Origin of the sequence: Nocardia sp. NPDC050378 (genome assembly GCF_040655675.1) — a bacterium.
Classification (GTDB): Bacteria; Actinomycetota; Actinomycetes; order Mycobacteriales; family Mycobacteriaceae; genus Nocardia; species Nocardia coubleae.
Genome location: NZ_JBFAKI010000002.1, coordinates 70668 through 92094 on the forward strand (window position 1 = coordinate 70668; position 21427 = coordinate 92094).

General features: G+C 68.8%; 21 protein-coding genes. 6 read left to right on the top strand and 15 right to left on the bottom strand.

Annotated elements, in window-relative coordinates; translation table 11 throughout:
- Nucleotides 1-68 precede the first annotated feature (68 nt).
- The 6 genes from AB0I35_RS04260 to hutC form a co-directional block, all read right to left on the bottom strand.
- The gene (locus AB0I35_RS04260) at nucleotides 69-866 is read right to left on the bottom strand and encodes an NnrU family protein (protein ID WP_181699111.1); all 798 of its coding nucleotides are present in this window, start codon (nucleotides 864-866) and stop codon (nucleotides 69-71) included.
- Nucleotides 857-1852: a fatty acid desaturase gene (locus AB0I35_RS04265; protein ID WP_357394276.1), complete on the bottom strand. Its 996-nt coding sequence runs from the start codon at nucleotides 1850-1852 to the stop codon at nucleotides 857-859. Before AB0I35_RS04265 ends, AB0I35_RS04260 begins: the two co-directional genes overlap by 10 nt.
- Nucleotides 1853-1883: 31 nt before the next feature.
- Nucleotides 1884-3152, bottom strand: a complete 1269-nt coding sequence (locus AB0I35_RS04270) for a hypothetical protein (protein WP_357394277.1) — start codon at nucleotides 3150-3152, stop codon at nucleotides 1884-1886.
- The gene (locus AB0I35_RS04275; protein WP_357394279.1) at nucleotides 3149-4216 is read right to left on the bottom strand and encodes a polyprenyl synthetase family protein; all 1068 of its coding nucleotides are present in this window, start codon (nucleotides 4214-4216) and stop codon (nucleotides 3149-3151) included. Before AB0I35_RS04275 ends, AB0I35_RS04270 begins: the two co-directional genes overlap by 4 nt.
- Nucleotides 4217-4868: 652 nt before the next feature.
- Entirely contained in the window at nucleotides 4869-5138 is a 270-nt protein-coding gene (locus tag AB0I35_RS04280; protein WP_357394281.1) for a hypothetical protein, read from the bottom strand.
- 193 nt (nucleotides 5139-5331) lie between these two features.
- On the bottom strand, nucleotides 5332-6102 hold the full coding sequence (gene hutC / locus AB0I35_RS04285) for a histidine utilization repressor (protein ID WP_357394978.1): 771 nt from the start codon (nucleotides 6100-6102) through the stop codon (nucleotides 5332-5334).
- 125 nt (nucleotides 6103-6227) lie between these two features.
- Here hutC and hutU point away from each other — a divergent pair, with 125 nt between their 5' ends.
- Nucleotides 6228-7904 carry a urocanate hydratase gene (gene hutU, locus AB0I35_RS04290; RefSeq protein WP_357394282.1) on the top strand — a complete coding sequence of 559 codons (1677 nt, stop codon included), beginning with the start codon at nucleotides 6228-6230 and terminating at the stop codon, nucleotides 7902-7904.
- A gap of 341 nt (nucleotides 7905-8245) precedes the next feature.
- On the opposite strand, the gene hutH is transcribed toward hutU, so the two are convergent.
- Together hutH and AB0I35_RS04300 are read right to left on the bottom strand one after the other, a co-directional pair.
- The gene (gene hutH / locus AB0I35_RS04295) at nucleotides 8246-9814 is read right to left on the bottom strand and encodes a histidine ammonia-lyase (RefSeq protein ID WP_357394284.1); all 1569 of its coding nucleotides are present in this window, start codon (nucleotides 9812-9814) and stop codon (nucleotides 8246-8248) included.
- Between the two features lie 41 nt (nucleotides 9815-9855).
- Nucleotides 9856-11253 carry an amino acid permease gene (locus tag AB0I35_RS04300; protein WP_357394286.1) on the bottom strand — a complete coding sequence of 466 codons (1398 nt, stop codon included), beginning with the start codon at nucleotides 11251-11253 and terminating at the stop codon, nucleotides 9856-9858.
- A gap of 220 nt (nucleotides 11254-11473) precedes the next feature.
- On the opposite strand from AB0I35_RS04300, the gene hutI reads away from it, so the two are divergent.
- Together hutI and hutG are read left to right on the top strand one after the other, a co-directional pair.
- On the top strand, nucleotides 11474-12646 hold the full coding sequence (gene hutI, locus AB0I35_RS04305; RefSeq protein WP_357394288.1) for an imidazolonepropionase: 1173 nt from the start codon (nucleotides 11474-11476) through the stop codon (nucleotides 12644-12646).
- Nucleotides 12647-12656: 10 nt separating this feature from the next.
- On the top strand, nucleotides 12657-13568 hold the full coding sequence (hutG, locus tag AB0I35_RS04310) for a formimidoylglutamase (RefSeq protein WP_357394290.1): 912 nt from the start codon (nucleotides 12657-12659) through the stop codon (nucleotides 13566-13568).
- Here the strand turns inward: hutG and AB0I35_RS04315 are convergent.
- Genes AB0I35_RS04315 through AB0I35_RS04325 form a run of 3 tightly spaced genes read right to left on the bottom strand, consistent with a single transcriptional unit; the run spans nucleotide 13559 to nucleotide 15618 of the window.
- Complete coding sequence (locus AB0I35_RS04315) at nucleotides 13559-14842, bottom strand: ArsB/NhaD family transporter (protein ID WP_357394292.1); 1284 nt, start codon at nucleotides 14840-14842, stop codon at nucleotides 13559-13561. The genes hutG and AB0I35_RS04315 overlap by 10 nt on opposite strands.
- A 12-nt stretch (nucleotides 14843-14854) precedes the next feature.
- Nucleotides 14855-15313, bottom strand: coding sequence for a CBS domain-containing protein (locus AB0I35_RS04320; protein WP_067981335.1), 459 nt, complete (start codon nucleotides 15311-15313; stop codon nucleotides 14855-14857).
- Between the two features lie 29 nt (nucleotides 15314-15342).
- On the bottom strand, nucleotides 15343-15618 hold the full coding sequence (locus AB0I35_RS04325; RefSeq protein ID WP_357394293.1) for a hypothetical protein: 276 nt from the start codon (nucleotides 15616-15618) through the stop codon (nucleotides 15343-15345).
- A 179-nt stretch (nucleotides 15619-15797) separates the two neighbouring features.
- Here AB0I35_RS04325 and AB0I35_RS04330 point away from each other — a divergent pair, with 179 nt between their 5' ends.
- A complete protein-coding gene (locus tag AB0I35_RS04330) occupies nucleotides 15798-16814 on the top strand; it encodes a histidine kinase (protein WP_357394295.1) in 1017 nt (338 codons plus the stop codon).
- Nucleotides 16811-17464, top strand: coding sequence for a response regulator transcription factor (locus AB0I35_RS04335; RefSeq protein WP_357394297.1), 654 nt, complete (start codon nucleotides 16811-16813; stop codon nucleotides 17462-17464). The genes AB0I35_RS04330 and AB0I35_RS04335 overlap by 4 nt, the downstream gene beginning before the upstream one ends.
- Nucleotides 17465-17471: 7 nt before the next feature.
- Here the strand turns inward: AB0I35_RS04335 and AB0I35_RS04340 are convergent, their stop codons facing one another.
- From AB0I35_RS04340 to AB0I35_RS04350, 3 genes are read right to left on the bottom strand one after another with little or no spacing between them, the layout of a single operon-like run.
- A complete protein-coding gene (locus tag AB0I35_RS04340) occupies nucleotides 17472-18665 on the bottom strand; it encodes a cation:proton antiporter (RefSeq protein WP_357394980.1) in 1194 nt (397 codons plus the stop codon).
- Nucleotides 18666-18675: 10 nt separating this feature from the next.
- Nucleotides 18676-19158 carry a TrkA C-terminal domain-containing protein gene (locus AB0I35_RS04345; RefSeq protein ID WP_357394299.1) on the bottom strand — a complete coding sequence of 161 codons (483 nt, stop codon included), beginning with the start codon at nucleotides 19156-19158 and terminating at the stop codon, nucleotides 18676-18678.
- Between the two features lie 60 nt (nucleotides 19159-19218).
- Nucleotides 19219-19698: a TrkA C-terminal domain-containing protein gene (locus AB0I35_RS04350; RefSeq protein WP_357394301.1), complete on the bottom strand. Its 480-nt coding sequence runs from the start codon at nucleotides 19696-19698 to the stop codon at nucleotides 19219-19221.
- Nucleotides 19699-19961: 263 nt separating this feature from the next.
- On the opposite strand from AB0I35_RS04350, the gene AB0I35_RS04355 reads away from it, so the two are divergent.
- Complete coding sequence (locus tag AB0I35_RS04355) at nucleotides 19962-20297, top strand: STAS domain-containing protein (RefSeq protein ID WP_067492179.1); 336 nt, start codon at nucleotides 19962-19964, stop codon at nucleotides 20295-20297.
- A 73-nt stretch (nucleotides 20298-20370) separates the two neighbouring features.
- On the opposite strand, the gene AB0I35_RS04360 is transcribed toward AB0I35_RS04355, so the two are convergent.
- A complete protein-coding gene (locus AB0I35_RS04360) occupies nucleotides 20371-21408 on the bottom strand; it encodes an LLM class F420-dependent oxidoreductase (RefSeq protein ID WP_357394303.1) in 1038 nt (345 codons plus the stop codon).
- Between the last annotated feature and the right edge of the window lie 19 nt (nucleotides 21409-21427).

Sequence of the window (21427 nt, forward strand, 5' to 3'; positions counted from 1 at the left end):
CCAACTCGGGCAGGTTCACCGCCCGACATCCTTCCTACCGGAACGACGCCGGGCGGTCGGCCTCGCGCTTACCGAGTCGATCGGCCGAGAATACTGCGCACGGACGGGAAGAACGCGGGCACCTGTGCGGCGTAGGCGCGATAGGACGCACCGAAGCGGGCGATCAGGTCACGCTCCTCCAGGTAGGTACCGAGCAGGATGTACCCGGTCAGACCCAGCGCCCACACCAGGTGGCCGACCGTGAACTCCCTGGCGAACCAGAACGACACGAGCAGCCCGGTCATCAGCGGATGCCGCACCAGCCGGTACACACCGTTGACCTGCAACCGGTCGACGGTGGCGTCCGGCACCTGGATCACGTACTGCCGGTAGGCCTGGCTGATACCGAGTAGATGGAAATGGTTCAGCAGCAGAGTCGCCGCGTAGACCAGCACGAACCCGATCCAGAACCCGATATCGAGCGCGATACCCACCGCACCTTCAGCAGACCAGAGTACGTGTGGTATGGGCTGCCAGGCCAGCATGATGACCCACATCACCAGGCAGACGCCGATGATGTAGACCGTCCGCTCGAGCGCTTCGGGCACCCAGCGGGTGATGAAGGCCTTGAACGCCGGCCGGGCCATGCCCGAGTGCTGCAGGGCGAACAAGGCCAGCAGGACCAGGTCGATCGCGACGGCGGGCACCGCGGACAGGTGCGGTCCCTTGTCGACGGTCTTGGGCAGGAACCAGCCGCCTGCGAACAACAGCATCAGCGGAACCGTGATGCCCGCGAAGGCGTACACGGCGAAGGAGAACAGGAACGGGACGAGCCGACCGGGCGTGCTCAGCACGCCCCGCGCCTGCTGGGGTGTCATCAGATCCATGCGAACCACGGCAGGTAGCGATTGCGGACGGTGCCCGATTCCAGGCGCTGCTCGAGGCGTGCCTTCCACTTGGTGCCGTAGCGCTCGTTGAGGAAGCCACCCGGCACGACCAGGCGCCAGCCCGACTGCGCGACCATCCAGTACGGCACGATGACGCCGGGGTTGACATCACGCATGTAATCGAGCTTGTCGGGGATCTGGCTCCAGTGGATACCGGGGTAGCGGTGGTGCACGCTGTGGTAGCCCTGGTTGAAGATGAGGAAGTTGAGGATGTTGCCCGCGTTGTTGAGCGAGGTGCTCGGTTCGTCCTCGAACTGGCGCGCCGGCGCGTGGCTCAGCCAGGCGAAGTAGCCCGCGTTGACCTGGGTGATGAGGAACGGCACCCAGTAGAACAGCACGAACCGTTCGGTGCCCGCCGCGTACCAGACCGCGGCCATGACCAGGAAGTACACCGCCAGGTCGAAGATGAACTGGTGGCGGGTGCGACGGCGGCGCGGCGCCGGATTCGCGGCGAACACCGTGCGCACGGTGTGGATCTTGACGATGGTTCCGTAGCGGATCCAGTACCAGATGGCGCCGAGACCCTTTTCCATGCCGGTGGTGGCGGTGACGTCACCCGGGCCGTCGTTGAACCGGTGATGGTTGAGGACGTGCACCTCGCGCATCTCGGCGGCGGTCAGGTTGCCCGGCAGGCAGCACAGGATGTCGACCACCCGGTTGGGCAGCTTCGACACGAACAACGGGCGATGGGTGTGCATGTGCATCACGCCGATGGTGAGCGAGAGGTTGAGCAGTGACAGCACGATGATGAGCGGGATCGCGATGTACCAGTTGCCCGCGGCGGGGACGAACAGGGCGGCCGCGGTCATCCCCATCCACAGTGCGATGTGCACGAGCGGACCGACATTGGCGGCGTGCTCGAGTTTGAGGACCCGCCGGCTGAACGGCGGTTTCTCGGTAGGCGCGACGGGCGTTGGGGTGCTCATGGGCGAGCTCCTTCGCTAGTAGTGACGATGCTCATGAACGAATTGCGTCGGTGGCGAGCGCTGCCTGTTGCAGGCGCTCGGCGAGGTCGCGCAGGGCGTCGGGCCGGTTGCCCGGCACCCGCTCCATGGCCCCGAAGGCCAGGTGGTCGGCGATCATCATGGTGCGCACCGTCGAGCCGGCCGGTTCGCCGGTCATCGGTTCCTCGGGCAGGGCCCGCACGAGGGCGAAGGTGGTGTCGACGATCAGCGGGACCAGCGAGGTCGCGGCCGAGTTCTCACCACCGGCGCGCAGCACATCGGTCTTGGGGACGTGACGCTCGGCCGCGAAGTCCGGCGCGGCGTCGAGCATGGTGTGGATGGCGCCGTCGGCGCCCGCGCGCACCCGCTCGAGCATCCGGGTCCAGTACTTCGGCGAACCCGCGGCCAGCACGGACGCAGTGAGCGGACGCCGGTACGGCTTGGGCGCACCGACCGCCCCACACAGAAACGCCGAGGTGGTGATGGTCATGTAGGCCATGGCCGCGCGGGCGCCGAATCCCGGCGTGCCGGGGCCGAGCCGGGCGAGCAGCGCGAATCCGCCGAGGGTGGGGGCGAGCTGACGCAGCATCACCATGCGGGTGAGTTCCTCGCGGTCGGCGGCGCCGTAGAGCTCGAGTTCGCCGTCGCGCAGGTCGTTGGCCGACTGGGCGATCACCGCGATACAGCCGGTGAGCTCGCGCAGGTCGTCCTCGGGCAGTACGCCGTCGGCGACCAGGGTGCACGCGTAGTGGGTGACGCGGCCGAGCACACCCTCGCTGTAGGTGACGCGCGGCAGCGGCTTGTCGAGGTTGCGGGCCATCACCGCGGCCATGTCGGTGAGCACGCTCGCCACCCGTTCGCGCGCCTGCGGCGACAATCCGGCGACCAGCGCGCGGATGTCGGCGACGCGCTCGGCGAGCAACAGATCCAGCGCCTCGCTGTCGCGCACGACGCCGGTGGTCGACGGCAGCGCGGGCGGTACGGAATCACTTGTGCCATTGAGGTATTCCGCCGCGGCCACAACGGCCGCACCCGCGTGGTCGCGGTCGGCGAGGTCTTCGTAGGCGTCGAGCACCCGGCACGCGAGCAGGGCCGCGGCGGCTTCGGCCCGCTGGTGGGCGGGCAGGAAACTCACCGCGATACCGAGATTGCGCCCGGCCGGAACGAGGGCGAGCCGGGCCAGTTCCTCGGGCGTGCGCGCGGCGCGCATGGCGGCCAGGTCGGGGGCGCGACGCAGGACACGCAGCCCGCGGACCAGCTGGAGGAGTCGGACATCGTTCATCGGGAGATCACCTGCCGCAGAAGTTCGCGCAGGTCGTCCCGCGCCGGAGAGGGGCCGAACACGTCGAGCGCGTCGGCCGCGGTTTCGGTGGCGGTCACCGCGACCACGCGCGCGGCCTTGGTCGCGCCGCTGTCGACCAGGTCGGTGCGCAGGATCTCGCTCGGTGTGGCCGGGTCGAGCCACAGGTCGCGGGCACCCTCACGCAGCTCGAGCCACTCGATGACCGGCCAGGTCGGCACGCGACGTTCGAGATCACCGCCGGCGTCCTTGCCGAGGCCCGGGCCGCCCTCGATGTCGCGGACGTCGTCCATGATCTGGAACGCCATGGCGAGCTGGTCGGCGTACACCATCAGCGCCTGCAGGCGATCCAGGTCGACGCCACCAGCGGTGCCGCCGTAGGCGCACGACAGCCGGAACAGGGTGCCGGTCTTGGCGATCGCGACCAGTTCGTAGTGCCTGCGCAACGCGGGCACGTCGATGGCGGGTGGCAGCGTTTCGATGAGCTGGCCGAACGACAGCTCCGAGAGCCGGTCGGCGAAGGTGATACCGGGAGCGTCGGTGATGCGCTCGGCCATCGCCGGGTTGTCGGCGAGCACACGGGCCACGACCTTCATCGCGGCGCCCGCCATGTGGAAACCGGCGCGGGCGGCCTGGCGGACGCCGAAGGCGGCGGGGACCGACGGCGCGTCGCGGCGCAGCAGGGAGCCGTCGCAGATGTCGTCGTGGATCAGCGAGGATTCGTGCAGCATCTCCATCGCGCAGGCCAGGTCGACCGCGTCGGCCGGCGACACCGCGGCGCCCGGCTCCTCGGGGAGCAGGGTGGCGCAGGCCAGCACGAGCCTGGCCCGCACCCGCTTGCCGGGCGCGGCGAGCACATGGCGGTAGATGTCGTCGAAATGCTCACCGGTGAGCAGGATTTCGGGCAGGCGCGTGGCGACGAGCGGGAGCTGCTCGACCGGCCCGGCCGGTCGCGGCAGGACCCTCACCTGGTCACCGGGGTGCTCCACGTGCACCGCCTGGGGAACCTCGGGGCGATGGGCTGAGGCTAGCGCGGAGTTGTCCATAGCGCTGAACTCCTTTGGTGTGGTCACGATGGCGGCAGGGCTCATTGCGCCTGGTGGACAGGGGTTTTCGAGGAATCGCCGCGGAGGAGTCGGAGGGGTGTCGCCACCGGCGGGCGTCGGGGTCGTGTTGTCCCGATCACTGGCTACCGACGGGTAGTTTTGTAGACGGTTGTCCCAATTGTCAAGCACTAGTGCAGGTTTCGCTTTGACGTGCACGAATAGCACTGGAGCACAATGTTTTTGAGCAGAAGTAACTGATGACAGAGTTACAGCGGACGTCTTGATGTCATCACCGGCGTGACATGAAACACGCTGTGGCACAGGCGTTTACGCACGTGCTCCAGCAGGCCGGAGGGGTGCGATCAGCGCGCGACTGTTCATCGCGGGTACGGGTTTCACGAGGGTTGCCACGACACTGTGGGCTTGCGCATCTGCGCTGAGAGGTCAGCGGGAGACGTCCAGTGGCCGGCGACTTCGACGGCCGAGAAGTGTTACGTTCGCGACTCTACAATCGGTGACGCGGTCGCGCGAATCGAAAAACACAGCCGCACGGCCCCGAAATGGGCTGTGCGGCAGTGAAACACCGGCTCAGGGGGATTTCCATGCGATGACACGCCACGGGTGAGTACCCCGCGGCGCGGCGCGGCGATTGTCAGCGAGGGCGCGAACCGAAGGGGCGGTGACCGCGCTGCCAAGCCAGCCGGAACGACCACACGGCGGCCAGGATCGAACCGACGACCACCACCGCGATCGCGGCCAGGACGAGCCCGCCGGACCAGCCGACACCGGCGTGGTGCGCGATCATCGCCGACGCGGCGATCGGGCCCGCGGTGAGCAGTACCGGGATCAAGAGGATCAAACCGAGAGTTACCAGAGTCGAGGGCGCCATCGTCGCCCCGGAGCGTCGCGTGATCGTAGCCATTTTCCGCCCTCTCCATGGATGGAACTCAGCGAACGTCGAACTCAGCGATCCAGCAACAAAGCTACAGCCCGGTGAACGCCCTTCGCCCGATTGTCACGAAATGGTGATAACTCGGTTTGCGAAATATTTGCTCATGGGTCATGTTAATTCAGCGACGCCGATGAACGCGGGCACCGGAACGCGCGAGTCGCCCTCAGCCCGGTTCGGTACCGAAAGTGCCTTCGAGACGATTACGTGATCCCGGATGAATCAGCCGCGCCGCGCTCACCAGGCCGCCGGAGGACCAGGTGCGGCGCCGGATCAGCAGACACGGTTCGTCGCGGGCGATGCCGAGCAGCGCGCACTCGTCCTGGCTCGCCCGCACGGCTTCGACGACGTGCTCACCGCGCAGCAGCGGGGCGACCTCGCTCAGATAGGTGTTGGGGGTGACGGTGGTGAAGTCCTGGGCGAGGTAGTCGGGCGCCTGGGCCGGGTTGACGTAGCGATCCTCGAGCTGGATCGGCACCTCGTCCTCGCGGTGCACCAGCAGTGAGTGGAACACCGTGCCGCTCAGGTCGTTTCCGAGGATCGGATGGCCCTCGTCGAGCTGCTCGGCGCGCACGAAGACGACCTCGGTGCGATGCCGGTGCCCACGCCGCGCGATCTCGTCGGCGATGTTCCTGACCTCGAACAGCGGCGAGGTCGCCTTGCCCGCGGCGACGAACGTGCCGACGCCCATCACCCGGGTGAGGGCACCGTCGGCGGTGAGATCGCGCAGGGCGCGGTTGATCGTCATTCTCGACAGCCCGAGCGCGGCGACCAGCTGATTCTCCGAGGGGATCTGCTCCCCCGCACTCCATCGGCCGCCCTTGATCTGCGCCATGATCAGCTGCTTGACCCGCTCGTATGCCGCGAACTCGGTTCCGAGCTCGCCGTAGAGCGCGGCCAGCTCCGCATCGGCCACTTCGATCGCCACCACCGGTATTTCCCTCCGCTCGACCAAGAGAATACGTCGCGGCCGATTTCGGCAGCTACTTGTATAGACAGGACTATACCACTAATCTGAGGTTCAGTGACCCCGGACACACCCGTCTTTCGAGGAGTGAACACATGACCGACGACACCGCGCCCGCCGCAGGCCCGCGCCCCGTCCGTGCACCGCGCGGTTCCCAGCTGCACACCAAGGGGTGGCAGCAGGAGGGCGCCCTGCGGATGTTGATGAACAATCTCGACCCCGAGGTCGCCGAGCGCCCCGACGATCTGGTCGTCTACGGCGGTACCGGGCGCGCGGCCCGCAGCTGGGCGGCCTACGACGCCATCGTGCGGACCTTGGAGACCCTCGAGTCCGACGAAACACTGCTCGTGCAATCGGGGAAACCGGTCGGCGTATTCCGCACCAACGAATGGTCGCCGCGGGTGTTGCTGGCCAATTCCAATCTGGTCGGCGACTGGGCCAATTGGGAGAAGTTCCGCGAACTCGAACAGGCGGGCCTGATGATGTACGGGCAGATGACCGCCGGTTCGTGGATCTATATCGGCAGCCAGGGCATTCTGCAGGGCACCTACGAGACTTTCGGTGCGGTGGCGCGTAAACGTTTCGGCGGGTCGCTGGCCGGCACGATCACGCTCACCGCGGGTGTCGGCGGGATGGGCGGCGCGCAGCCGCTCGCGGTGACGATGAACGACGGTGTGGCCCTGTGTGTCGATGTCGATCCGGCCCGCATCGATCGCCGCATCGCGCACGGCTATCTCGACACCAAGGCCGACTCGCTGCGGCAGGCGCTGGAGCTGGCCGTCGCCGCGCGCGACGAACGCAGGCCGCTGTCGATCGGTCTGGTCGGCAATGCCGCCGAGGTGTTTCCGGCGCTGCTGGCCATGGACGCGCCGATCGATGTGGTGACCGACCAGACCTCCGCGCACGACCCGCTGTCCTACCTGCCGATCGGGGTCGCGCTCGAGGACTGGCACACCATGGCCGAGAAGGATCCCGTGTGGTTCACCGCCGAGGCGCAGGCATCGATGGCCAAGCATGTCGAGGCCATGGTCGGGTTCATGGACAAGGGGGCCGAGGTGTTCGACTACGGCAACTCGATCCGTGACGAGGCCCGCAAGGGAGGCTTCGACCGGGCCTTCGCGTTCCCCGGTTTCGTGCCCGCCTACATCCGGCCGCTGTTCGAGGAGGGCCTCGGCCCGTTCCGCTGGGCGGCCCTCTCGGGTGACCCGGCCGATATCGCCGCCACCGACCGCGCGATTCTCGAGCTGTTCCCCGACAACGAGCATCTGAAGCGCTGGATCACCATGGCCGGTGAGAAGGTGAAATTCGAGGGCCTGCCCGCGCGTATCTGCTGGCTCGGCTACGGCGAACGGCACCGCGCCGGACTGCGTTTCAACGAGATGGTGGCCTCGGGCGAGCTGTCGGCGCCGCTGGCGATCGGGCGCGATCACCTCGATTCCGGTTCGGTCGCCTCGCCCTACCGCGAGACCGAATCCATGGCCGACGGCTCGGACGCCGTCGCCGACTGGCCGCTGCTCAACGCCCTGCTCAATACGGCATCGGGCGCCTCGTGGGTGTCGATCCACCACGGCGGCGGTGTCGGCATGGGCCGGTCCATCCACGCGGGCCAGGTGTGTATCGCCGACGGCACGCCGCTGGCGGCGCAGAAGCTGGAGCGGGTGCTCACCAACGATCCCGGTATGGGCGTGATCCGCCACGTGGACGCGGGCTACGAGCACGCGGCCGAGGTCGCCCGGGAACGCGGTGTGCGAATCCCGATGCAGGAGAGCTGATCCGGGACTGTTCGGCGCCGGGGGCTCATCGCCACCGGCGCCGAAGTGTGTCCGCCGCTGAGCCGGTCGACTCGTGGCACCCGGGGGTCGGCCACGCTGCGCGGGCACCGCACTGCGCCGAGTCGCCGCTTCGGTGGTACCGATGCGAGAGTCGTGCGGCCACGCACCGTCGCAGCGATCTCGACACGAAAGGGCCCCAGGTGGTGAATCCACCTGGGGCCGAGTCAATTACCGCCTGCGGTCGTTCGAACAGCCACCGATCGGCCCGATAGGAACCGAGCCGCGCGGGCCGGGACGGGACGTTCCCGGCGTTTGCTCGGCTACCGACGCGGTCGGGTCGATCAATCCAGCGGGCCGACAACCGATTCCGCCGCCGCGAGCAGCGAACCCGAGGCGGCCAGTTCCACCGCGGCCTCGATCTCGGGTGCGAGATGCCGGTCCGGTCCGGGACCGGGGACGCGGGTGCGCAGGGCAGCGCGCACGGCCGCCGTGGCGGGCGCGGGAGTCAGCGGTGCGCGCAGATCGAGCGCGCGCGCCGCGGTGAGCGCCTCGATGGCCAGCACCCGGGTGAGGCCGTCGATGGCGCGGCGCAGTTTGCGTGCGGCCGACCAGCCCATGGACACGTGGTCCTCCTGCATGGCCGAGGACGGGATCGAGTCCACCGATGCGGGCGCGGCGAGACGCTTGAGCTCGGAGACGAGCGCGGCCTGGGTGTACTGGGCGATCATGTGGCCGCTGTCGACACCGGGGTCGTCGGCGAGGAACGGCGGCAGCCCGTGGTTGCGCGCCTTGTCGAGGAAACGGTCGGTGCGGCGCTCGCTGATGCTGGCCACATCGGCGACGACGATGGCGAGGAAGTCCAGAACGTAGGCCACCGGAGCGCCGTGGAAGTTGCCGTTGGACTCGACGCGACCGTCCAGGGTGACCACCGGATTGTCGACGGCGCTGGCCAGTTCGTACCCCGCGACCCGCTCGGCGTGGGCGAGGGTGTCGCGGGCGCCACCGGCCACCTGCGGTGCGCAGCGCAACGAGTAGGCGTCCTGCACCACGGTGCAGTCGGGGGTGGCATGACTGGCCACGATCGCCGAATCGGCCAGCAGCCGGGTCATGTTCGCGGCGGCGACCGCCTGGCCCGGTTGTGGGCGCAACGCCTGCAGGTCGGCGGCGAACACCTTGTCGGTACCGAGCAGGCCCTCCACGCTCATCGCGGCGGTGACATCGGCCAGCCGCAGCAGCGCGCGCAGATCGTGACAGGCGAGCAGCAGCATCCCGAGCATGCCGTCGGTGCCGTTGATGAGAGCGAGCCCCTCCTTCTCCGCCAGCTCCACCGGTGCGATCCCGGCGGCGGCGAGCGCCTGGGCGGCGGGCATCGCGGTGCCGCTCGCGTCGCGGACCGTGCCCTCCCCGATGACGGCGAGCGCCACGTGGGCCAGCGGTGCGAGATCACCGGAGCAGCCGAGGCTGCCGTATTCGTGGACCACCGGGGTGATGCCCGCCGACAGCAGCGCGGCGTAGGTCTCGGCGACCACCGGTCGCACGCCGGTGCGGCCGGTCGCCAGTGTCGAGAGGCGGAGCAGCATGAGCGCGCGCACCACCTCCCGCTCCACTTCGGCCCCCGATCCGGCGGCATGCGAGCGGATGAGACTGCGCTGCAATTGCTTACGCGACTCCTGCGGGATGTGGCGCACGGCGAGCGCACCGAACCCGGTCGACACCCCGTACACCGGTCGCGGGTCGGCGGCCAGCGCCTCGATGCGCTCCCGGCTCTCTCCCATGGCGGCCAGCGCCTCCTCGGCCAGCCGCACCGCGGCACCCTCCCGGGCCACCCGCACCACGTCGGCGGGTGACACCGGACCGGTGCCGACGACGACCGGTTCCAGCGTGACCGACCGGTTCGAGTCGATACCCACGATATTTCTCCATTCCGAATAAGCGTGCAGGACAAGCAACTTCAGGCGACGTCGGCCGGTACGGCCATCGGTTCGGGTGCGGCGGTCGCGGGCCGCACCCACAGGCGGTAGGCGATACCGAGCAGGGCGAGCCACACCACACCGACCACCAGGGCCACCCGGCTGTCGGCGTCGAAGGCGATCACCCCGACCACGAACACCAGGAACGCGATGGTGATCAGCTGGCCGTAGGGCCACAGCGGCACCGGGAACTTCAGTGCGGCGACCTGTTCGGGGCTCATGCCGCGCCGCGAGCGCAGGTGCGCGAGCAGGATCATCAGCCAGACGAAGATGGTGGCGAAGGTGGCGATCGAGGCGATCACCAGGAACACCTTGTCGGGGATCAGGTAGTTCAGCAGCACGCCCACCAGCAGGGTGACGGTCATGATGACCACCGTCATCCACGGCACCCCGTTGCGCGAGACCCGCTTCATCGCCGCGGGCGCCTGGCCGCGCTGGGCCATGCCGTACATCATCCGGCCCGCACCGAAGATGTCGCTGTTGACCGCCGACAGCGCGGCCGTGATCACCACGACGTTGAGCACCGCCGCGGCGGGCCCGAGGCCCAGGCTCTGGAAGATCTGCACGAACGGGCTGCCCTCGTCACCGATGGTGCGCCAGGAGTCGATCGCCATGATCACCGCGAGGGTGAGCACATAGAACACGATGATGCGCACGGGCACGGTGTTGATCGCGCGCGGGATGGTGCGCTGCGGGTTCTCGGCCTCGCCCGCGGTGATACCGATGATCTCGGTACCGCCGAAGGCGAACATCACGATGGCGAAGCAGGCGATGAAGCCGCCGATGCCGGTGGCGAAGAAGCCGCCGTCGGCCCACAGGTTCTGCACGCCCGCGCTGGTGTCGTGCAGGCCGAAGCCGAAGATCAGCACGGCGATACCGCCGGCGATCATCGCCACGATTGCCACGATCTTGACCAGGCTGAACCAGAATTCCACCTCACCGAAGACCTTCACGCTGAGCAGGTTGATCGCGCCGATGAAGAAGATGACCGAGAGCACCCAGATCCAGCGTGGCACGTCGGGGTACCAGAACCCCATGTACACACCGAACGCGGTGACGTCGGCCAGGCACACGATGAGCATTTCGAAGGTGTAGGTCCAGCCGGTGAAAAAGCCCGCGAGCGGACCGAGGTGCTGGCTGGCGTATTCACCGAACGAGCCCGCGACCGGATTGCTCACCGCCATCTCGCCCAGCGCGCGCAGCACGAGGAACACGGCGGCGCCGCCGATCAGATACGCCAGCAGCACCGAGGGACCTGCCCGGTGGATCGCCTCGGCGGACCCGTAGAACAGGCCGGTGCCGATGGCCGAACCGAGCGCGATGAAACGGATATGGCGGGCGGTGAGGCCGCGGGTGAGCGCGGCGGCGGGCTTGTTCAAACCATTCTCCCGGGATCGGAAAGGGCGCAGGGTCGCCGGTGATGCCCGGTCTCTTCGCCTGTGGGGCCGGTCACAACGACCCTACATGTATATGCCTGTCTATACAGCCGTGTCAATGGCCAGTTACCGTCTGGCACCGTAGCGCTTGACTATCCTGTATAGACAGGCATATACATAGCGGGCGTGATCCACCGCACAGCCCGCCCCAGGAGGACAGCCCGTGCCAACCACCGTGCTGCGTGATATCGGCACCCTCGTCACCAACGACCCGGCCCTCGGGGACGGCCCGCTCGGGTTGCGCCGCGACGCGGCCGTCGTCTTCGACGACGCGCAGGTGGTGTGGGTGGGTGACAGCGCCGACGCACCCGCCGCCGATCAGGCGGTGGACCTCCACGGTCGCGCGGTGCTGCCCGGATTCGTCGAGTCGCATTCGCACCTGGTCTTCGCCGGTGACCGCGCCGAGGAATTCGCCGCACGCATGTCCGGCCGTTCCTACGGTGCGGGCGGCATCCGTACGACGATCGCGGCGACGCGCGCGGCGACCGACGAGCAACTCGACGCGACCGTGCGGCAGCTGCTCGCCGAGTCGCTGCGGGCGGGCAGCACGACGGTCGAGATCAAGAGCGGTTACGGCCAGACCGTGGACGACGAATGGCGCAGCGTGCGCATCGCGGGCCGCCACACCGACGAGGTGACCTTGCTGGCCGCGCACGTTCCGCCCCCCGAATACGCCGGGCGCGCGGACGATTACGTGACCATGGTGTGTGCGGAGATGATTCCGCGCTGCGCGCCCGAGGCTCGATGGATCGACGTGTTCTGCGAGCAGGGCGCCTTCGACCGGGACCAGTCGCATGCCGTCCTCAGTGCCGGCATCGCGCACGGACTGGTGCCACGCGTGCACGGCAATCAGCTGCACCAGGGGCCGGGCGTGCGGCTCGCCGTCGAACTCGGGGCCGCGTCGGTCGATCACGTCGCCCATGTCAGCGCCGCCGATATCGACGCGCTCGCCGGCAGCGACACCGTGGCGACGCTGCTGCCAAGCGCCGACTTCTGCACGCGCAACAGCTATCCCGATGCGCGTGCGCTGCTCGATGCCGGGGTCACCGTGGCCCTCGGCGCCGACTGCAACCCGGGCACGAGCTACACCACCAGCCTGCCGTTCTGTATCGCCCTGGCCGTGCGTGAGCTGCACATGACACCGGACGAGGCGGTCTGGGCGGCGACCGCGGGTGGGGCGAAAGCTTTGCGGCGCGGCGATATCGGCGTCCTCTCCCCCGGCATGCGGGCCGACGCCGTCGCGTTGGACGCGCCGTCGCATCTACATCTGGCCTACCGTCCCGGCGTTCCGCTCGTGCGCCAGGTGTGGCGCGGCGGCGTGCTCGCGTCGAATTGAGGTGTCCCCCATGACTTCCTGGACCGGCCGCGTCGACGGCACGTCACCCGAGCAGCTGCGCTGGCATCAGGCCGTCGCACCTTACGAACCCGGCGCCGACCCCGGTGCGTGCGTGTTCGTCGGCTTCGCCAGTGACGAAGGCGTGCGCCGCAACAAGGGGCGGCCGGGCGCCGTCGACGGGCCCGACGCCCTGCGCCGCGCGCTGTCGCCGATGGCACTGCCCGCCCCGCTGCGCGCGTTCGACGCGGGCACGATCGCGGTCACCGATCAGCGGCTCGAGGACGGCCAGCGCAGGCTCGGCGACACCGTGACCACGCTGCTGGACGCGGGTGCCTTCCCGATCGTGCTCGGAGGCGGCCACGAGGTCGCCTTCGGCACCTACCTCGGCCTCGCGGGCGTCGAGCGCGCCGGGGGCGCCGTCATCGGAATCCTGAATCTGGACGCGCATTTCGATCTGCGTCCGGACCCGGTACCCAGCTCGGGAACCCCGTTCCGGCAGATCCTCGAGTCCGGCGCCGACGTGCGATACGCGGTGCTCGGTATCAGCCAGCCGGCCAACACGACGATCCTGTTCGACACCGCCGATCGGTTCGGCGTGCGCTATCTGCTCGACGACGACTGCACCGCCGAGCGCGCCGAAACCTTCGTCGCGGACTTCCTCGCCGACATCGACCTGCTGTACCTCACCATCGATCTCGACGTCCTGCCCGCCGCGGTCGCGCCGGGTGTCAGCGCGCCCGCCGCGTTCGGTGTCGCGTTGCCCGTCGTGCAGGCCGTCTGCGACCAGGTCGCCGCGAGCGGCAAACTCGTGGTCGCCGACGTCGCCGAACTCAACCCGGCGCTCGATATCGACAACCGCACCGCCCGCACCGCCGCCCGGCTCCTGCACCGCCTCGTCACCCGGCGCGTCCCTCAGAAGTAGCGCACACCGACGTAGGCCCAAGCGATGACGCAGCTGAACACAGTGACGACCGCGCCGTATTTCGTGAACTGCCAGAAGCTGATTCGCTGGCCTGCCCGGGCGGCGATGCCGAGCGCGACGACATTGGCGCTGGCCGCGACCGCCGTGCCGTTGCCGCCGAAGTCGGCGCCGAGCGCGAACGCCCACCACAGCGAGCGCGCGGTCTCGGGATCGGGGGCATCCGCGACGATGTCCTCCACGACCGGTGCCATTGTCGCGGTATACGGGATGTTGTCCACGAACGCACCGAGCAGCGCGGACCCGAAGACGAGTGCGGTGGCGGCGAGGAAATAGTCGTCGCCGACCCAGGTGCTCGCCGCCGCGCCGACCGCGGCGATCACCCCGGTGTGCACCAGGCCGGCGACCATCACGAACAGGCCCATGAAGAACACCAGCGTCGGCCATTCCACTTCGTGCAGGATGTCACCGATGTCGAGCCCGGACACCAGCACCATCACGCCCGCGCCCACCAGGGCGATCACCGACGGCGCCACGTGCACCACACTGTGCAGGCAGAACCCGGCCACCACCGCGGCCAGCACGATCAGGGACCGCACGAGCAGTCTCGGGTCGCGGATCGCGCGCCGCTCCCGCAGGGCGAGCACGGCCTCGACCGAGTCCGGGTCGGTACGCAGCGCCGAACGGAACAACACCCGCGTGAACAGCACGAACAGCGCGAAGACCAGCACCACGATCGGGGCCATGTGCACCAGGAAGTCGTTGAAGCTCAGCCCCGCCCGGCTGGCGATGATGATGTTGGGCGGGTCACCGATCAGCGTCGCCGCGCCACCGATGTTCGCGGCGAGCACCTCCGCGATCAGGAAGGGCTGCGCGCCCAGGCCGAGCCTGCGGCACACCACCAGCGTCACCGGGGCGACCAGCATGATGATGGTGACATTGTCGAGGAACGGTGAGGCCACGGCGGTGATCAGCATGAGCATCACCATCAGCCGGTAGGGATTGCCGCGCGAGCGCTTCGCCGACCAGATCGCCAGGTAGTCGAACAGACCCGTCTGCTTGACGACGCCGACGATGATCATCATGCCAAGCAGCAGGAAGATGACATTCCAGTCGATGCCGGCGTGCGGCGAGAAGAACACCTGCTCGCCGGGGATCAGCCCGAGCACCGCCATCAGGCCGGCGGCGATCAGCACGGTCTTCACCTTGTCGACACGCTCCGTGGCGATGAAGAAGAACGCCACCACGAAGATGGTCACGGCGAGGACGGCGGCCATCGTCGGCGCCGATCAGTCGCCGGGGCCGGCGAGGGCGAGACTGGTCAGCAACCGTTCGAGGGTGATCGCCCCGCACAGGGTGCGGGCCCGGTCGACGACCGCGATGAGCGGACTGTGCTTGCGCGCCATCAGGATCGCGATCTCGAGCAGGGTGGCGTCCGGGGTGACGGTGGCCGGTCGTGGTGCGCCGTCGGCCAGGCAGTCGCCGACGGTGAGGCTGCCGGGTTCCTGCCAGAACAGGTCGGCGTGCACCTCGTCGATCGTGCGGACCAGGGTGGTGTCGTCCTGATACGACGCCGGGATGGCCAGGCGCAGCACCTGGGTGCCGGGCAACACGGCCACCGGCCGGTCCTCGGCGTCGACCACGACCAGACCGGGCAAACGGTTGACGACCATCACCCGCACCGCGCGGGCCACCGGGTCGGTGGTGCGGACGGTCGGCAGGTTCATCGCGATATCGCGTGCGCGCATGGCTCGGCTCCGGGGTGATTCGACGGTGCTCACGACTCGGCCCGCTGTCCGGCGAGCCGCTCGACCCGCTGCTCGAGCCGGCTCAGCCGATCGGCGAGGGGGGTGGTGTGCATCAGTTCGGCCACGTGGTCGGCTTCCTCGGGTTCGAGCGCGAGGTCGACGCTCGGCTCGTCACTGCCGGGGGCGTACACGAGCAGCCTGCGCCCGCCGGCCGACTCGGTGAGCAGCGCGAAGTCGATGCCGCGACCGGTGCGGAAATGGTGCAGCACCCCGGTTCCGGGGATCGTCGTCCTGTCGGTTTCCATCCGGGCGGTCCTTCCCCTGACACGGTCGAGTGCGTGCGGATTCGAGTCTGGTGCGCGCGTGGGACGGCGACCATCGGCGCCCGCACCCATTTCCGGCACCCGTCCGGCGGTCGTGCGCACGCGCGGATGGGTGTCGCACCCGATGGACAGCGGCCGGGCGCGTCAGCATGCTGGGAGCTATGAAGCGTCTCGCGAGGGTGCGAGCAGGACGGGATCAGCGCACGCCGGTGACGGCGCTGTTCTGGCGGATCTGCCTGCTCAACGGTGTGGTGTTCACGCTCGGCACGCTGATCCTGGCGCTCTCCCCCGCCACCGTGTCGGCCCGGCTGCGCTTGACCGAGGTGCCGGTGCTGGTGATCGGTCTCGCGGTGATCCTCACCGCCAACGCGCTGGCGTTGCGCACCAGCCTCGCGCCCCTCGACGAACTGGTCACGGCCATGCGCCGCGTCGACCCACCACGGCGCGCGGTGCGTTTCGACCGGCGCGCCAGTGGGGACTTCCACCGGCTGATCGAGACCTTCAACGCGATGCTCGACCGGCTAGAGGCCGAGCGATCGGCGGCCGGAGCCACGGCGCTCGCCGCACAGGAAGGTGAGCGTCAGCGGATCGCCCGCGAACTGCACGACGAGATCGGCCAGAGCCTGACCGTGGCGCTGCTGCGGCTGAAACGGGTCGTGGACCGCGCGCCGGCGGAATTGCGGGACGAGGTGACCGACGCGCAGGAAACGGTGCGCGGATGTCTCGACGAAGTGCGCGGGATCGCGTCCCGATTGCGGCCCGATGTGCTCGACGACCTCGGACTGCACAGTGCCGTCACCGCGCTGTGCCACGAATTCACCCGCAGCGCGGGCATTTCCGTGCATCGCGAGGTCGACCCGTCGATCAGTAGGCTCGACCCGGCGGTCGAACTCGTCTGCTACCGCATCGCCCAGGAGAGCCTGACCAATGTGCTGCGCCACTCGGGTGCCGACCAGGTGAGTCTGCTGCTCGCCGGCCACGACGACTCCGTCGTGCTTCGCGTGCGCGACAACGGGTGTGGCGGGGTGGTCACCGAGGGCGCCGGAATCCGGGGAATGCGCGAACGCGCCCTGCTCGTCGACGCGACCCTCACCATCACCACCTCCGAAGACACCGGCACCACAGTGGAACTGGTCGTCCCGGTGCACCGCGAAGCGCACGTCGGAGAACCGGTATGAGCGCCCCCGCCCGGATCCTGCTCGCCGACGACCACGCCCTGGTGCGCAGCGGACTACGGCTGATCCTCGACAACGAACCCGACCTCACCGTGGTCGCCGAGGCGGCCAACGGCTACGATGCGGTGACCGCCCTCGCCGCCGAAACCGTCGACCTGGTGATTCTCGATATCGCGATGCCGAGAATGACCGGCATCCAGGCGGCGCGCGAGATCACCCGCGCGCATCCGGGCGTCCGCATGCTGATGCTGTCGATGTACGACAACGAGCAGTACTTCTTCGAGTCGCTCAAGGCGGGCGCCTCCGGGTACGTGCTCAAATCGGTCGCCGACCGCGACCTCATCGAGGCCTGCCGGGCGACGATGCGTGGCGAGTCGTTCCTGTACCCGGGTGCGGTCACCGCCCTGGTCCGCGACTATCTGCACCTGGCCCGCCAGGGCGGACGGCTGCCCGAGACCATTCTGACCGCCCGCGAGGAGGAGGTGCTCAAGCTGATCGCCGAAGGGTATTCGGCGCGGGAGGTGGCGGCCGAACTGGTCATCAGTGTGAAGACCGTCGACCGCCACCGCGCCAACATCCTGCAGAAACTCGGTCTGCGTGACCGGCTCGAGCTGACCCGTTACGCGATCCGCTCAGGTTTGATCGAGCCGTGAGCCGCGATCATTCCGCGTTCGGGTCGATGCGCACCTTCGACTTGCGCCCGACCGTCGCCCGGACCACCGGTTCGACCACGCGCGCCGCGATCGGCCCCATCACGGCCATCAGCAGTACGTAGGTGGTGGCCAGGGCGGCGAAGCTGTCGGGCACCGCGCCCGCGGCGACGGCGAGACCGGCGATGACGATGGAGAACTCGCCGCGCGCGACCAGGGCAGCACCCGCGCGGGCCCGGCCGAGTTGGGAGGCACCGGCGCGCTTGGCCGCCCACCAGCCGGTGTACAGCTTCGTCACGGTGGTGACCACGACCAGCAGGACCGCCCAGCCGAGGACCGGTGGGATGGTCGCCGGATCGGTGCTCAGGCCGAACAGTACGAAGAACATGGCGGCGAACAGGTCGCGCAGGGGTTCGAGGATCTTGGTCGCCTCGTGCGCGGTGGCCCCCGAGATCGCGATGCCGAGCAGGAACGCGCCGACCGCGGCCGACACCTGTACCGCCGAGGCCACACCGGCCACCAGCAGCGCCGAACCGAGCAGTTTGAGCAGGAAGATCTCGCGGTCCTCGCTGGCCACGATCGCCGAGACGTACCGGCCGTACTTCAGCGCGACGATGAGCACCAGCGTCACCGCGACCAGCGCGATACCGACGGTGGTGAGACCGGCGAGGAAGCCGACGCCCGCCAGCACGGCGGTCAGCACCGGCAGGTAGATCGCCATCGCCAGGTCCTCGAACACCAGGATCGACAGCACCACCGGTGTCTCGCGGTTACCGAGCCTGCCCAGGTCGTTGAGCACCTTGGCGACGATTCCGGAGGAGGAGATGTAGGTGACGCCCGCCATCGCGATGGCACCGGTCGGTCCGAGGCCCAGCCACAGCGCGACGATCACGCCCGGCGTGGCATTGAGAACCAGGTCGAGCAGACCGGCGATCCACGACTTGCGCATGCCGGTGACCAATTCACCCGCGGTGTACTCCAGGCCGAGCAGCAACAGCAGCAGCACCACACCGATCTCGCTGGCGATGTGGATGAACTCCTCCACCTCGTGCAGTTCGATCAGGCCGCCGGTGCCGAAGAGCAGGCCCCCGAGCAGATAGAGCGGAATGGGTGACAGGCCGATGCGGCCCGCGATGCGCCCGAGCACACCCAATCCGAAAAACACAGCCCCCAGCTGGATCAGCGCCAGCGTTGTTCCACTGATCTGCACGGGCTCAGCCGTCGGACAGGATCGAAGCGGCAGCGTCGAGCCCGGCGGTCGTACCGACGATGACGACCATGTCGCCCCCGAGGAAACCGAACTCCGGTCCGGGCGAGGGGTGGACCTGACCGGCGCGCAGCACCGCGACGATGGAGGCCAGTGTCCGGGTCCGCATCTCCGTCTCGCCGAGGCGGCGGCCCGCGTAGGGCGAATCGGGCAGCACCGGCAGTGACCGGGTGCTCACACCGTCGAGATCGCGGTGTTCCTCCTGCAGTTGCGCGACCAGTCGCGGGGCACCGAGCAGGCTGGCGAGCGTGCGCGCTTCGCCGTCGGAGAGCGGGACCTGCACGGTGGTGTCGGGGTCGTCGATCTTGGTGAAGATCAGATCGGTGCCACCGTCGCGGTGGTCGACGACGCCGATGCGCCGAGCCACCCTGGTCAGCGAGAACTCTTTCCTGACACCGATTCCGGGCAGGGATGTGACTTCAACATTCATGGGATCACCTAACCTCAGCTAGGCGATACCTTACCTTCTCTTTACTATCGCCACGGCTCGTCAGCCCGCGTCGAGCAATTTTCCGGCAGCCTCGAGGCCCTTGCCGGTGCCGACGACCACCACCAGGTCACCGGCGACGAAGACGAAATCGGTTCCCGGCGAAGGGGTCACCTCCCCCGCGCGGACCACCGCGACCACCGATGCCTTGGTGCGGGTGCGCATGGCGGTGTCGCGCAGCGGGCGCCCGTCGAACGGGCTGCCGCGATCGATGGCGAACTGCCTGGTCGACAGCTCGTCGACACCGAGCGAGTCGGCCTTCTTCTGCACCACCTGCGGCGCACCGAGCAACCCCGCCAGGACACCGATCTCGGTGCTGGACAACGGAATCGAGGTCTTGGTCTCGGCGTCACCGGCACGGGACACGACCAGATCGACAGTGCCGTCACGGTGTTCGATCACGCCGATCCGGCGGCGGGCCTCCGCCAGCGGAAAGTCCTTGCACACGCCGATTCCCGGTAACGGCGTCACATCGATGTTCACGCCCACACAGTACGACGACCGCGCCCGTCGGTGCGGCCACCCCCGCGCGGCCGTCGCGACGATGCCGGTCCAGCGGCGATCGTGACGCACCGCACGCCGCCGGATTCCCCGGATCGATGACGCCCACGAGCGGGGCGCGCGTGCCTGTCGGCTGCCCGGTGCGACGACCACGGTCGGGGCAACGGCTTGCGTATTCGGGCGAAGTTGTGTGTTGTTGATCGGTGACCAACACACCCGGAGACGCTTATCCACTCACGGACACGATGACCACCACGACGGCGGTACACGACGGCGTCACGGTCCTGACGGTGACCGGTGAGGTCGACCTGGCGACCGCGCCCGCCCTCGACGCCGCCATCGAGGCCATCCTCGCCGACAAGCCCGCGACCCTGGTGATCGACCTGACCGCGGTCGGGTTCCTCGCCTCGGCGGGCATGGCCACGCTGGTCGCGGCGCATCAACGCGCGGGCGACGACACCGCCATCGCGGTGGTCGCCGACGGGCCGGCTACCAGCCGTCAGCTGAAGATGACCAGCCTCGACCAGGTGTTCGCCATGCACACCACCCTCGCCGACGCCCTGGCGTCGCTGCGGTCGTGACCGCCTAGCCCACCAACGCCGACGCGCCGCATCCCGGAGAGCTCCGGGGTGCGGCGCGTCGCGTTGGGGTGGGTCAGCAGAGGCCGCGCAATTGCTCGATCAGCTTGATCCGGCCCGCCGCGTTCTCGGCGATCGGGGTGACGTTGAGCGTGGTGACACCGGCCTCGGCGAAGGCGGCGATGCGGTCCTTCACGAAGCCCTCGGGCCCGATCAGCGACACGTCGCGCACGAGGTCGTCGGGCACCGCGGCCGCGGCGGCCTGCTTGTCGCCGGCCAGGTACAGCTCCTGGATGCGGTCGGCGGCCGCGCCGTAGCCGTACTTGGTGGCCAGGGTGTGGTAGAAGTTCTTGCCCTTGGCGCCCATGCCGCCGATGTAGAGCGCCAGGTGCGGCTTCACGAACTCCAGCAGCGGCGTGACGTTCTCGCCGATCGCCAGCGCGGGACCGGCGTACACCTCGAGGTCGCCCAGCGACGGATCGCGCTTGGCCTTACCCGCGGCCAGCGCGTCACCCCAGACATCGTTCGCCTTCTCCGGCAGGAAGAAGATCGGCTGCCAGCCCTCGGCGAGTTCGGCGGCCAGCTCCACGTTCTTGGGGCCGAGCGCGGCCAACAGCACCGGGATGTTCTCGCGCACCGGGTGATTGATGAGCTTGAGCTCTTTGCCCAGGCCGGTGCCCCGGTCGGCGGGCAGCGGGATCTGGTAGTACTTGCCCTGGTAATTGAGCTTCTCGCGGCGCCACACCTTGCGGCAGATCTCGATCAGCTCGCGGGTGCGCCCGATCGGGGCGTCGTAGGCAACGCCGTGGAAGCCCTCGATCACCTGCGGGCCGGACGCGCCGATGCCGAGGACGAACCGGCCGTCGGAGACGAAGTCCAGGCCCGCAGCCGTCATCGCGGTGAGGCTGGGAGTACGGGTGTAGAGCTGCAGGATGCCCGAGGCCAGCTGCACCCGCTCGGTGCGCGCGGCCAGGAAGCCCAGCGCGCTCACCGCGTCGAACGAGTACGCCTCCGGCACGAAGACGACGTCGAGGCCTGCCCGTTCCAGGTCGGCGACCTCGGCCGCCACCTCCTTGAAACCGCCCGAGTAGTTGATGCTCAATCCGATCCGCATGCACCCAACATAGACCCGG